Source organism: Sediminibacterium sp. FW305-C-61, assembly GCF_058231065.1.
Genome location: NZ_JBIQXR010000007.1, coordinates 47,596 through 61,452 on the forward strand (window position 1 = coordinate 47,596; position 13,857 = coordinate 61,452).

Here is a 13,857-nt window from a genome sequence, read left to right on the forward strand (position 1 = left end):
GTTTAGTTGCCCGGCGCATAGGGGAAACGTAAATTTTTATAATAGTCAAGAGATTTATCTGGTTGTGGGTATTCTTTTGGAATAGGTTGCTTACTAAAGGTTTGGAAATATAACAGGCAGGCATTTCTCCACCAGATGGCTTCTTCTTCCTGAACTTTTAGCAGCATTTTTACTTCACTGAATCTTTGTTTGTCTACATAAGATTGTAAACCATCCCAGGTCTTTTGCATTGCGGCAACTCTCTCTGCTCCTTTGTAATAGTTGTAACAGAGTTCGTTCCATAATGTGCGGCCACTTTTCATTTTGAAGTTCCAGGGAACATGGTGGAACCATAGCAGGTTTTTTTCTTCACAATCCAGCATGTTTTCCCAGCGTTTTCTTGCATCTGGATGGTATTGTGCAAGGGCATTACTACCAGTTGCCGTGCGGTTAAATCCAATACCAATACTGTCAGCTTTGTGGTAGTATACCGGGTTCCAGTCTGGGCGGTTTAAGTTACTAACCCATGGAGCAGGACCATAATGATGTCCGGTTCCCATGATATGGTGAAGCCCTATCGGATTTGCATATTGTACAAAAAGATCCCTGCTTTCCATCATGAGTTTTGAAGCTGTTTGAACAAATGCAGGGTTATTGGAGTAAGTCATTTTAAGCCATTCTTCTGCAATCTTTTCTGCACTTAATTCATGGTCCCATGCTAATCTTCCTAATGCATACCAGTTTGCTTGTGCAAATGGATGTCCGCACCAGTTAATGTCATTACCAATATTTGCAACACCAGCCATTCCGGTAAGTTGTTGGTCTTTATTAAAGCTTCCATCAAGAACCTTGGCTACGGTTGAGCCTTTGCCGCTTGTATAGGTATCGCTATCAAGACATTCTTTGAATAATGTTCCGAGATAAACCAAATTGGTAGCCTGACCAAGGTATTCCTGAGTTACCTGAAACTCCATCATTAAAGGAGTTTTTGGCATGGCACCAAAAAGTGGGTGGAATGGTTCTCTGGGCATAAAATCAATGGCTCCATTTTTTACCTGTATCATTACATTTGAACGGAATGCGCCATCGAGTGGAACAAATTCACTATAAGCCTGTTTGTGACGGTCTTCATTTTTTTCTGCACTATACACAAATGCGCGCCACATAATAATTCCATCAAAAGGAGCCACGGCATCTGCCAGCATATTTGCACCATCGACATGCGTGCGTTTATAGTCTTGTGGACCAGGCTGTCCTTCACTATTTGCTTTCACGACAAAACCTCCGAAGTCGGGAACATACTGGTATATTTCCTTCACTTTATCTTTCCACCATTGTCTCACTTTTTCATCAAGTGGGTCGGCGGTTTTTAAACCACCAATTTCAATGGGTGCACTAAAGCGTGCAGTGAGGTACACTTTTATACCGTAGGGTCTGAAAACATCTGCAAGTGCTTTTACTTTGTCGAGATAAGGTTTAGTAAGTATGGTAGCATTGGCATTTACATTGGTAAGCACGGTTCCATTAATGCCGATAGATGCGTTGGCCCTTGCATAATCTTTGTAACGCTGATCTATAAGTCCTGGTAGGGTATGCCAGTTCCATAGAGAAAAACCTGCATATCCTCTTTCAACAGTTCGGTCGAGATTGTCCCAGTGATTAAGCATCCTTAGTTTCAATTTCGGAACAGAAACAATTTTAAGTTGATCGAGAGGTTGTTGGGTTTGAATGAGTCTTAGCAGATGAAAAATGCCATATAAAACACTTTTATCCGTGTTGCCGGATACAATGATTTTTTTCTTGCCGTTAATGGTTTTTGAAACGATAATAAATCCTTCTTCTCCTATATCAAGCAGCAGCTGACCAATTCCTGTATGAGAGAGTGCAGGAGAAGTTCCTTGTCCCGCTATCAATGATACGGAAGGGGAGGAAGCGCTGTTTGATTGTGTATATTTTAGACCAAGCAATCCTGATAATCCATTGCTGAGTTCTTCTTTAGCAATGGAGAGTGTTTCAGAAGAGCCGTCTATAAAATAGCCAGTGATTTGTTTCCGGTAATTAAGCTGTATTCCTTTATCCTGTAATGGTTGATACCTTAGCCAAAGCTCATATCCGTTTTCTGCTTTAAGGCAAAAGCTGGCGCAAAGAAATAGTATTAATAGTGGTATTTTTTTCATGGTATGGCAGCAACTAGGTAAGCTTATTTTTTTCTTAATGAGGAACCTCTGATAATGAGGTTCGATCGTATGACAATTGTATTAGTATATTTTATATCAGAAATTCCTTTCAGGTGATTTATCAGGTTACGCGCGGCTATTTCTCCCATATCTATGCCCGGATAATCTATTGTACTGAGTTGTGGTTCGGTTATTTTACCGATGGCATCATTATTAAATCCAACAATGGCAATATCTTCCGGAATGCGAACGCCATGTTCTTTCAAAGTTTGCATACATACAGCCGCTGAGAAATCGTTGGTGATAAAAGCACCGTCCGGTAGTGGGTTCATTTTGAGAATTTCCATGGCTGCTTCAACACCACACTGTTCACTCAGGTCTTTGATCAGTACATATTTTTTGTGGAAAGGAATATTGTTATCGTAGAGCGCATCAGCATAACCTTTATGTCGCTGGGCATATACGTTACGTTTCAAACTGGCAGTAACCAGTACAATTCTTTTGCAACCCTGTTCTATAAGGTGTTGTGTAGCCTGGTAGCCGCATTTGTAATTATCGATGATTACTTTTGTGCTTTCTCCTTTTTCTTCAACGCGGTCGAAGAAGATCACCGGGATTCCTTTTTCTTCAAATTGCGCATAGTGGGAAAGATCGGCGGTGTCGAAGGAAAGTGAAGCGATGAGGCCATCTACTCTTTTATGAAACAAGTTCACGGCGTTAGCGGCTTCTTTTACAGAACTTTCTGATGAGTGTGCGATAATCAGGTCGTAGCCCGCTTCGGTGGTTACTTTTTCAATACCGGCCAAAACGGAAGTAATAAAGTTACTGTTCAGTTCATGTACTAATACGCCAATGGTATTGGTTTTTTGTTTCCTGAGGTTACTGGCGAAATTATTATGCCTGTATCCAAGCTCACGTGCGGTTTCCTGTATTCTTTTCCTGGTGTTTTTATTGATAGCTGGGTGGTCCTGTAAGCCACGACTCACAGTTGCAGATGATAGCTCAAGTTTTTGAGCGATATCATATATCGTGACTTCTTTTTTCGTTTTCATATTGCAATCGGTTGTATAAAAATCGCAAAAAATAATTAAAATCAAATTTTAGTTTTTGTGGTTATTCCAGCGGCCGTTAAACGTTAAAATGGGCACAAGAGCAGTTTTGTCATTTTTCCTGAATTAACTTTAAATAAAGGAAATCAGTAGGTGTTAAGTTAAAATAGAAAGTGCTTCTTTTGACGTAAACAGGCTTTATATTCTGTATAACAGGCCATGGTAATAGCGGTTTGAGGTAGTTTTGAGCGGGATATATCACTTGACATATTTTAATATATCAAAAGGCGATTTGGTTTTTTATCTGCAAAGTGTTCAGCGGGAATTTTTGGCTATTTATCCGTTAAAGTCAGGCAGGTTACCAAAGAGAAGCCCTTCAATGGGTGCTCGGGGAGATAATTTTTAGTAAAAAAATTGCAATCGGTTACATTTTTTGAGATTTTCTCTTATATTCGTTTTCGGATGATGGAATAACCGGTCAAATTATGTTTGAAATTGCTTGCTGTTATATGAGAATGTGGAAACTACGTTCTAATCTTTTCTGTTCAACTAAAATGAACAGTCACCTTCTCCGTATCTCCGTACCGTCAATTTCTGCTGTTTTGTTACCAAGGGCCTATAAAGCCTTTCAAGTTGGTTTTCAGCTTGGGCAATTCTCATTACCCAATAATAAAGTCTGATACAGTATGTATTATAGATCTCATCCCGTTCTATTCTATTCAGCGAAGCACTGAAAGTGGAATTGGATGGTATCGGTTCAAAGGAACCGGGTTGGTTATTAAACGTCATTATGGTTGGTTTCAAGAGTGGTTTGCTTGTTATTGACCGACGTAGCAAGGGGAGTTTGGCGTTTTACTCTCCTTGCTTTTTTTAGTTCCTTCCAGGTAATACAGGCTGTAAAGATGCGGGTAGAAGCAGATTTCGACCAGATTTCGAAGAATCAGCCATGTCACTGTCAGGTATTCCGGCAAAAATTGGCTTGTTTGGTAAATAAGGAAGAATGACCTGCCACACCCTCCCTGGTTTAGAGTATCTTGATCATTAATAATTATTGACGGAATGTTATTACTTGGTATAGATGTAGGAACTTCTTCTGTAAAGGTTTCAGTCGTCGATGCCGCTACGCATCAATGTGTGGCATCTGCGCAGTTTCCTGAAACAGAAGCAGAAATCATCGCACCCCATCCCGGCTGGGCTGAACAAAGTCCTGATCAATGGTGGGAGTATGTAAAACAGGCTATACTTAAGTGTAATGCAACCGGAAACTATAACCCTCTGGATATTGCTTCAATAGGGATTGCTTATCAGATGCACGGACTGGTTCTGCTGGATAAAGATGGACATGTATTACGTAATGCAATCATCTGGTGCGATAGCAGGGCAGTTGAAATTGGTAATAAGGCTTTTGAGCATATGGGGCACGACCTCTGTCTTAGTACCCTGCTTAATTCGCCCGGAAATTTTACTGCAAGCAAATTAGCCTGGGTTAAAGAGCATGAACCCGCAATTTTTGAAAAGATTGATAAAATGATGTTGCCCGGAGATTTTATCTCCTTTAAGATGACGGGCGACATTACTACTACCAACTCCGCATTATCAGAAGGTATATTCTGGGATTTCAGGAAAGAAGCAATTTCTGCAGATATACTTTCTTATTATGGATTTGATAGCTCTCTCATTCCAACCATTCAGCCTTTATTTGCTCCGCATGGTTTTCTGAAAGAATCCGTTGCGAACAGACTTTCCCTGAAAGCAGGAATTCCTGTGGCTTATAAAGCAGGAGATCAGCCAAATAATGCGCTTTCACTAAATGTTATGGAACCTGGTGAAGTTGCAGCAACTGCTGGTACTTCAGGTGTTATTTATGGCGTTAGTGATGAACTGGGTTATGATCCTTATTCCAGGATCAACAGCTTTGCTCACGTAAATCATACAGAGATACATAGGAGAATTGGTATTCTGCTTTGTATCAATGGCACAGGTATATTCAACAGATGGATCAAAACAATTACCGGTAGCGGACAATCTTATGCAACACTGAATGAAGCAGCAGCAGCAGTTCCTATCGGAGCTGATGGGTTACTGGCTATTCCTTTTGGAAATGGTGCAGAACGCATGCTGAACAACCAGATTGTTGGTGCTCATTTTGAGCAGATAGATTTGAATATTCATGGAAGTGCCCACCTGGTGCGTGCGGTGCAGGAAGGTATTGCTTATTCTTTCCGTTATGGTCTTGATATCATGCGTGAGAATGGCATGAATCCACAGGTGGTAAGGGCATCAAAAGCCAATTTATTCCTGAGTGATGTATTCGCAAAAGCCTTTGCTGGTGTTAACCAGGTATCTGTTGAATATTATGAGGGCGATGGAAGTTTTGGTGCTGCTATCGGCGCCGGTTTAGGCGCAGGTATTTTTGCCAATACTGCTGAAGCAGCAGCAGGCCGCAAACCAGTTGGTACAATTCATCCTGCACATACTTCTCTTTATGAAGAGAGATATGCAGCATGGAAAGCATCATTGGAAAACAAGCTTCAGTTATTGAAGCATACGGAAACCGTTTTAGTTAGTTGATTATTTTATTGTTTCAAATATTTATATTTTAAGATTATGTCAATCGTATTAGGTCAACAGGAATATTTTAAGGGGATCGGCCAGATCAGGTATGAGGGTGTAGATTCTGATAACCCATTAGCATATCGGTGGTACGATGAGAATAAAGTAGTTGCGGGTAAAACCATGAAAGAATGGTTGCGTTTCGCGTGCGCCTACTGGCATAGCTTCTGTGGAAGCGGAGCTGATCCTTTCGGCGAGCCTACCCATATTTTTCCATGGGATCGTCAATCAGATCCTGTTGCACGTGCAAAAGATAAAGCCGATGCTGCATTTGAATTCATGACTAAAATGGGACTTCCATTTTATTGTTTTCATGATGTTGATGTGGTTGATTATGGTAATGATGTAGCAGAAAATGAACGTCGTTTACAGGCAATAACTGCTTACCTCGGAGAAAAACAAGCGGCCAGCGGTATCCAACTTTTATGGGGAACAGCTAACCTTTTTTCTAACAGACGTTATATGAATGGTGCAGCAACCAATCCAGACTTCCATGTACTGGCACATGGTGGTGCACAGGTGAAAGCAGCATTGGATGCTACTATGGCACTTGGTGGACAGAACTATGTGTTCTGGGGGGGGCGTGAAGGGTATATGAGTCTGCTCAATACCGATATGAAACGCGAAAAAGAACACCTGGCCAGGTTCCTTCACACTGCAAAAGATTATGCACGCAGGAATGGCTTTAAGGGTACTTTCTTTATTGAGCCTAAGCCTTGTGAACCAAGTAAACACCAGTATGATTATGATAGTGAAACTGTGATTGGTTTCCTTCGCCAGTTTGATCTCCTAAACGATTTCAAATTGAATATTGAAGTTAACCACGCTACATTAGCGGGGCATACTTTCCAGCATGAGTTACAAACAGCTGCTGATGCAGGCATGCTTGGTTCAATCGATGCTAACAGAGGCGATTACCAGAATGGATGGGATACAGATCAGTTCCCTAACAATATTAATGAACTGGCTGAAGCAATGCTGGTGATTGTTGAAGCCGGCGGTTTCGGTGGTGGTGGTATTAACTTTGATGCCAAGATCCGCAGAAACAGCACAGATGCAGAAGACCTCTTCCATGCACATATTGGTGGTATCGATACTTTTGCCCGTGCATTAATCGTGGCAGATAAAGTATTGAACCTGTCAGATTACAAAAAAATCAGAACAGCCCGGTATGCTTCTTTTGATGGAGGAGAAGGTAAAGCCTTTGAAGAAGGTAAACTTTCACTGGAAGATCTCAGGAACTATGCTGTTTCCAAAGGAGAACCTGCAACTGCAAGCGGTAAACAGGAATACCTGGAAAACCTGATCAATCGTTATATTTAACTGCTGAAGTAATCATAAACCTAAACCCTGATGCGGTTGGAGATTTACTTCAGCCGCATCTTTTATTTTATTGAACCTAATGCTAGTATATGTTGATGCACCAGACAATGCGATGGTACGGACCACACGATGTGGTAAAACTATCTGATATCAGACAAGCCGGTTGTGCAGGAGTAGTAACCGCTTTACACCACATTCCGGTAGGGGATATCTGGACAATTGAAGAAATTAAAAAAAGAATAGCGCTTGTTGAATCGGCAGGTATGAGCTGGACAGTTGTTGAAAGCTTACCGGTGAGTGATGATATTAAAAGACAAACCGGCGACTACCTGTTACACATAGAAAATTATAAAGTAAGCCTTCAAAACCTTGCTGCATGCGGTATACAGGTGGTAACCTATAATTTTATGCCGGTGCTAGACTGGTTAAGAACAGATATTGCTTATACAATGAAAGATGGAAGCAAGGCCTTGTACTTTAACCGACTCGCTTTTATTGCTTTTGATCTTTATCTGCTGAAAAGACCCGGCGCTGCTGAAGAACATGCCCAGGAAGACCAGGACGCCGCATTAGTATTGCTTCAATCTATGAGTGAGGTGGAAAAGGATAAATTATTCAGGAACCTTTTGCTTGGATTACCCGGTAGTGATGATGCATTTACTGCTGAACAGGTATTGACGGAACTGAAAAAGTACCAGGGAATCAATACAGATAAACTCAGGGAGCACCTTGTTTACTTTTTGAAAGAAGTAGTACCTGTCGCAGAAGCTGCAGGTGTTAAAATGGCTATTCATCCTGATGATCCTCCATATCCGGTTTTAGGTTTGCCACGTATAGTTAGCACAGAAACAGATGCGGCATTTATTCTATCTGCGGTTGATTCACCAGCGAATGGGTTGTGTTTCTGCACGGGATCTTATGGCGCCAGGGCAGACAATGATATCGTAGCCATGCTAAAACGTTTCAGCAACCGTGTACATTTTCTTCATTTGCGCAATACAAAAAGAGATGCTGCAGGTAATTTTTACGAGGCGGCCCATCTGGAAGGAGATACGGATATGTATGAAGTAATCAGTGAAGTTTTAAAAATTCAACAACGTAGAAATATTGCTATACCTATGCGCCCGGATCATGGACATCAGATGCTCGACGATCTGCAGAAAACCACCTATCCTGGGTATTCAGCTATTGGCAGATTAAAATCGCTGGCGGAATTGCGGGGTGTGGAATATGCTATTCATAAATCAATGCAAGCTTAGCATAAGGAAAGGTCATTATGCGGAATACCACAAAACTGAAAGCGATACTCCAATATTATCATTTCGATCTTTCTATGAATGATCTGGGGGTAATGGTATTAAACCTATATCATAAAGAATCGGGTAATGCGATGACATTCGAAGATGCTTCTTATAGCAAACTCATTAGCAAAGCCTATGCTTATATGAATAAGCAATTGAAAGAAGCAAAGAAGAGTGTATCGGGTTGAGAGCAATTGCTGTCCTGGAAAAATAGGCTGCGAGCTTCTAGCCTCTAGCTGCTAGCCTTGATTGGTGCTTGTTTTAGGTTTTCTGCTATTATCAGATAATATCTGGGTTTGCAAATTTGTTTTGTGAAAATCCTGCTTAGAATAAATATATAATTTCCCTATTTATGCTCGTGGATGACTAAGCGAATAGTAAAAAAAGCTAGTAGCTAGCAACTAGTGGCTAGAAGCTACAAGCAATTGATAATCCGTGTTCCATTTGATAATATTTTAAATCTTCTTTTAGTTTCTTTTTGCTGGACGAACATTCTTCCCATAATACACATCAGTTGGAATATGATGTCCCCAATATACTTCTTCCAGTATGGCATATAATTCAGGATCATAAGCTTTAAGATCATCGGGAGATTGGATCCTGGTGTCTTCATCATAAAATTCATAGTTCGACCAGAACCACCACTGCGTACCTTCTGCCCAATATTCTGCTACAGTGTTGATTGCATACTGGCCTTTGTACATGCCTTTTTCCTTCGCTGCTGAATAAGCCTTATTGATACGGCTTAATAAGGCGGTATCTGCCACGCGCATGGCACTCATGATATTATGACTGAATTCATGAACGAGAATATTCTCACCATAATAGCGGGTGCCTGCATAACCTAATATATTTTCTTCAGCACAGGAAGTGATGGTGCCGCCCATACCGCGCGCTCTTTTATTCCAGTATTCTTTATCGCTCATACTTGCTATTCCTCCGGGTTTATCATAGTTGTCTCTTTCTCCGGGAGTGAGGCGTCTGTCTTCACGGGTAGGTTTTTTCCAGTTACTTCTTTCCGGTAAATCTGTTTCCATTTCTGTTTCAGCCATGATAAGTAAACGAGCTCCCTGTTTCACCAGAGCAGCTCTGATATCAGGTCTTTTCAATAACATATAATTGATGATATCTCTGGCTACCAGTAAGGCATCATCCGGTACTTTTTGGGAGGAAACAACGGGTATGCCGAATGCGTCGGTATATTTTTTATAGAAAGAATCGAGTTTAAGTTCAGCAGGAGGGGAAGCAATTACTGCCAGTGGAAAGCTTTCAATCAATTTCTTTCTTTCTGCCTGTGAATTACCATTCAGGTATATTAAAAAAGCAAGGCTAAATAATAAGTAAACTCGCATAACAAGGATTATCTGTTGAACCGAAAATAAAAATAGATGCCCATGCACAGGTGCTGAGAATTAACCCGGTGTTTGCGGTTATTGATGGGTTAGGGGGAAAGAGATAGTCCTACCTCAATGAATAATAGAGTTAGATATATTTTTCGTGTCTTAATATATTCCCAAAAAAACAAGGCCCCAAAAAGGGCCTTGATGAGAGCGTATGATTGAAATTATGTAAGAATTATTTACCTAAATATTGCTTAATCGCAGCGTGGTAACCACTGCTAAGCGGTACTACTGGTAAGCGCACTTCATTCTGAATGAGTCCTTGTTCAAACATAAATGCTTTTACCCCTGCCGGATTGTTTTCTGCAAACATCAGGTCATAGGCTTTAAGCAGCGGGTCGTTTAATTTTTTTGCGGTAGTCATGTCCTGCTTTAATGCCGCGCGAACCATATCTGAAAATTGCTTAGGAAATGCATTAGCAGCCACGCTGATCACGCCGTCCATTCCACAGGCTATTTGCGCCATCGCCAGTGCATCATCGCCGCTAACCACCAGAAAATCTGCAGGTTTGTCGCGTAGTATTTCCATACACTGAAGCATATCTCCACTGGCTTCCTTCATGCCTGCTACATTGGCTACTTCATGCGCCAAACGTAGGGTAGTGGCTGCACTCATATTACGACCTGTTCTTCCTGGAACATTGTATAGTATAACAGGTTTAGGTGAGGCATCCGCTACTGCCTTATAATGCTGAAAAATACCTTCCTGAGATGGTTTATTATAATAAGGTGCAGCACTTAAAACGGCGGCGGCTTTGTCTAAGGGGAAATATCCAAGGTCCTTTACTACTTCTTGGGTATTGTTACCACCCACACCTACTACCACGGGTACACGACCAGCTACTTTTTCGAAAGTATAGTTAACAATGTCCTTCTTCTCCTGTTTCTCAAGGGTTGGTGTTTCACCTGTTGTACCTAAAGTGATGAGGTATTCAACACCTCCATCAATCATAGCATCGATCACCTTACCCAGTGCATCAAAATCTACACTAAGGTCATTTTTAAAAGGTGTTACCAATGCTACTCCAGTTCCGCTCAATTGTGTTCTTAAAGACATTGCTTTGTTTGTTTTTATTTTTATTCCTTTTAGACCATGGTCCGTGGTCTATATGCTATACCGCTTCCTCCCAGAATCCCATCTTGCCATATTTCTCTATACGATTGTTGATACGCTCTGTTGGGTTGGTGTTTCTAATTTCTGCTAATGTTTTTACAAGGTATGATTTCAGGATTTCAGCAGCTTCAGTATAATCCCAATGAGCGCCGCCTATTGGTTCATGTACAATTTCATCTACAAGACCAAAACCTTTCATATCGGTGGCAGTTAAGCGCAACTGTTCTGCGGCAACTGCTTTTTTATCCCAACTGCGCCATAGGATGGAGCTACAGCTTTCGGGGGAAATTACCGTATACCAGGTGTTCTCCATCATCAATACCTTATCGCCAACACCAATGCCCAATGCACCTCCTGATGCTCCTTCACCAATGATTACAACGATTACGGGAACCTTGAGGCGAATCATTTCATAAATATTGCGTGCAATGGCTTCGCCCTGGCCACGTTCTTCTGCTTCAAGTCCTGGGTAAGCACCTGGGGTATCTACAAGGCAAATGATGGGTTTATTGAATTTTTCGGCAAGTCGCATTAGTCGTAATGCTTTTCGATATCCTTCAGGATTGGCCATGCCGAAATTTCGTAGTTGACGTAGTTTGGTATTGGTACCTTTTTGTTGCCCGATGAACATGACCGTTTCGCCATCCAATTTGGCGAATCCTCCAACCATTGCTTTATCGTCTTTGAAATTGCGATCGCCATGCAATTCAACAAAGTCCGTACACATTTTATCAATGTATTTCAGCGTGTAGGGCCTGTCTGGGTGGCGACTCAACTGAACACGCTGCCAGGGGGTGAGGTGTTGGGTGATCTCTTTCCTTTTTTCAAGGATAGAGTTCTCCAACTGCTGGAGAGTGGCGGTATAATCTATTTTCGGGTTCTTTTCGGCCAGTTTTTTGGTATCCTCAATTTGTTCGTACAGCTCCTTGATAGGATTCTCGAAATCAAGGAATTGTCTGTTTGGGTATTGGGGCATAATGATCGTTTAGAGCGGTAAAATTAGGGGTTCATATTTTTTCTGGAAAAGATTTGTTTATGAAAACTGTTTACCCTTATCTTTGCCGTCCCGAAAACGGACTGAAAACGATGTTTTCGAGGGTTTGGATCGGTAGTTCAGTTGGTTAGAATGCCGCCCTGTCACGGCGGAGGTCGCGGGTTCGAGTCCCGTCCGGTCCGCAAAAAGTCTCAGCTATAATGGTTGGGACTTTTTTGTTTTATTAATCATTCAACTTTTGTAACGAAACTTTTGTGAAATGGCGAGTTGGCTGGAATGCTGCCCTGTCATTCCCACAGTATTGTAGGGACGGGTTCTCCAGATAGATTTGCGGAGACGTCAGGTCGCAAGATGGCACAATTCGTTTTATATCGAACCGTCCCCGGTTTCGGGAGGATTGGCATCCAAAAAACTTCTAAAATTGTAGCTGGCTCTATGCAAATGAGGCAAATTCAATAATTCATCGATTTACCCTTATCTCAAACACAACTTAGCTGTACTAATTACTGCTAAATAAGAATTGAAACTTTCTTATATTTATATTGGGTCTAATATAAATACCATTGAATATTGCTTTTTTGTTCAAACAAGTTAATCTGTGTGATTAAAAAACATAATTAAATAAATTCCCAAGCTTGCCAAATTTGTAATATATAATGCTCCTTATGATGAGTAACTATTACACCTCAACTTCCCTATTAGCAGCACCGAGTAGCACTATCTCTCAATTTTGGAGCGATGTTTTGAGCAATGGGCTAGCGGGTATTGCATTAACTATAATATTCTTTTTTATTCGTGATTGGATTCGACGGAGAAATAATATAAGTGGGAAGTGGATAATTACAGAAAAGATAATAGACAGTAATTACCGACCTTACATTGGCATGAAACTTATTTCAACACTAAACCTACTCCATTATCAAGATAATATATTCGGAACAGGAGAAAAAGTCTCTGAAACAACCCTAGAAAATGGGGAGCTTAATTATCCTCATGAAAAAAGAACCAAATATTCTATCCAGGGTAGTTTCGATTGGCGACTTTCTGGTAGAAATATTTATAGGCTTCATTTAACAAATCATGGAAACATAAGAACTACATCTGCACTACTTACAGTAAAACGTATAACTCGTAATAGATTAGAAGGATCATTTATTTCAGAGGCTGCCGAATCAATCGGGACAGTGACTCTTGAAAGAAAAGATTTTGTCGCTTTCGGCGAAGGGGTACTGTATCGCTTTTGTATTATCATAGCACGTGTACTTAATGTTCGTCTCGTTGAAAACATTGAGCATCACTTCACAAAATTTTACGCAAGATCAAAAAGGCCTAAAAATTTTGAATTTTTGCAAACACTTCTTATAAATATAGAAGATAGGGACTTTTACAAACATTCTGGGATTTCTGTTAAAGGACTTTTCAGGGCTATTGCTAGTCGTAATAGTTTTTTAAGACGTAAATTTTCATTACTAAAAAGTGGGGGGTCGACAATATCTATGCAACTAGTGCGGACATTGTTTATTTCCGACTATTCAAAAAGAAATCGCCGAAAAATATTGGAACTAATTTGGGCTATATATATTGAACGACTGCTAAGCAAAAAAGATATACTAAAGCTTTATTTAGTTTCAGTTAAATTCGGAAAGGGTGTTTATGGTATCTCTGCAGCTATGAGATTTTATTTCCCCAATCAAACTACTTTATCAAATGAGCAAAGCTTCTTTCTTATAGAGCGTCTATCAAGTACCTCTAATTCATATTCTGTCAACCGAATACGATTTTTAGTACAGCAATTTAATAAAGGTAACAATTCTGTTGATCTTGATAAAGTAATGGCTATTTACGAAGACATTTTGAACACCTAGACGAGATTTAGTAAAGTATAGACTAACCTTTTCATCGTCTTT

At 40.6% G+C, this 13,857-nt stretch carries 10 protein-coding genes and 1 tRNA gene; 6 read left to right on the top strand and 5 right to left on the bottom strand.

Going from position 1 to position 13,857, the window contains the following annotated elements; translation table 11 throughout:
- Positions 1 to 2: 2 nt before the first annotated feature.
- Together ACH30E_RS16090 and ACH30E_RS16095 are read right to left on the bottom strand one after the other, a co-directional pair.
- Positions 3 to 2,156 carry an alpha-glucuronidase family glycosyl hydrolase gene (locus tag ACH30E_RS16090; protein ID WP_490825645.1) on the bottom strand — a complete coding sequence of 718 codons (2,154 nt, stop codon included), beginning with the start codon at positions 2,154 to 2,156 and terminating at the stop codon, positions 3 to 5.
- A 23-nt stretch (positions 2,157 to 2,179) separates the two neighbouring features.
- Positions 2,180 to 3,208: a LacI family DNA-binding transcriptional regulator gene (locus tag ACH30E_RS16095; RefSeq protein WP_294994755.1), complete on the bottom strand. Its 1,029-nt coding sequence runs from the start codon at positions 3,206 to 3,208 to the stop codon at positions 2,180 to 2,182.
- A gap of 1,056 nt (positions 3,209 to 4,264) precedes the next feature.
- Here ACH30E_RS16095 and ACH30E_RS16100 point away from each other — a divergent pair.
- From ACH30E_RS16100 to ACH30E_RS16115, 4 genes are all read left to right on the top strand, one after another.
- The gene (locus tag ACH30E_RS16100) at positions 4,265 to 5,776 is read left to right on the top strand and encodes a xylulokinase (RefSeq protein ID WP_490825646.1); all 1,512 of its coding nucleotides are present in this window, start codon (positions 4,265 to 4,267) and stop codon (positions 5,774 to 5,776) included.
- A 36-nt stretch (positions 5,777 to 5,812) separates the two neighbouring features.
- Complete coding sequence (gene xylA, locus ACH30E_RS16105; protein WP_294994749.1) at positions 5,813 to 7,141, top strand: xylose isomerase; 1,329 nt, start codon at positions 5,813 to 5,815, stop codon at positions 7,139 to 7,141.
- Positions 7,142 to 7,230: 89 nt separating this feature from the next.
- On the top strand, positions 7,231 to 8,400 hold the full coding sequence (uxuA, locus tag ACH30E_RS16110; protein WP_490825647.1) for a mannonate dehydratase: 1,170 nt from the start codon (positions 7,231 to 7,233) through the stop codon (positions 8,398 to 8,400).
- Positions 8,401 to 8,417: 17 nt separating this feature from the next.
- Positions 8,418 to 8,630: a hypothetical protein gene (locus ACH30E_RS16115; RefSeq protein WP_294994746.1), complete on the top strand. Its 213-nt coding sequence runs from the start codon at positions 8,418 to 8,420 to the stop codon at positions 8,628 to 8,630.
- Positions 8,631 to 8,909: 279 nt separating this feature from the next.
- Here the strand turns inward: ACH30E_RS16115 and ACH30E_RS16120 are convergent, their stop codons facing one another.
- From ACH30E_RS16120 to ACH30E_RS16130, 3 genes are all read right to left on the bottom strand, one after another.
- Positions 8,910 to 9,794, bottom strand: a complete 885-nt coding sequence (locus ACH30E_RS16120) for a hypothetical protein (protein ID WP_490825648.1) — start codon at positions 9,792 to 9,794, stop codon at positions 8,910 to 8,912.
- A 223-nt stretch (positions 9,795 to 10,017) separates the two neighbouring features.
- Positions 10,018 to 10,899 (bottom strand): 4-hydroxy-tetrahydrodipicolinate synthase, encoded by an 882-nt coding sequence (dapA, locus tag ACH30E_RS16125; RefSeq protein WP_490825649.1) that lies wholly within the window; start codon positions 10,897 to 10,899, stop codon positions 10,018 to 10,020.
- 55 nt (positions 10,900 to 10,954) lie between these two features.
- Entirely contained in the window at positions 10,955 to 11,932 is a 978-nt protein-coding gene (locus tag ACH30E_RS16130) for an acetyl-CoA carboxylase carboxyltransferase subunit alpha (RefSeq protein ID WP_490825650.1), read from the bottom strand.
- A gap of 126 nt (positions 11,933 to 12,058) precedes the next feature.
- Here ACH30E_RS16130 and ACH30E_RS16135 point away from each other — a divergent pair.
- Positions 12,059 to 12,132: transfer RNA gene (locus ACH30E_RS16135), tRNA-Asp, on the top strand.
- Between the two features lie 483 nt (positions 12,133 to 12,615).
- Positions 12,616 to 13,815, top strand: coding sequence for a biosynthetic peptidoglycan transglycosylase (locus ACH30E_RS16140; protein ID WP_490825651.1), 1,200 nt, complete (start codon positions 12,616 to 12,618; stop codon positions 13,813 to 13,815).
- The last annotated feature ends 42 nt before the right edge of the window (positions 13,816 to 13,857 follow it).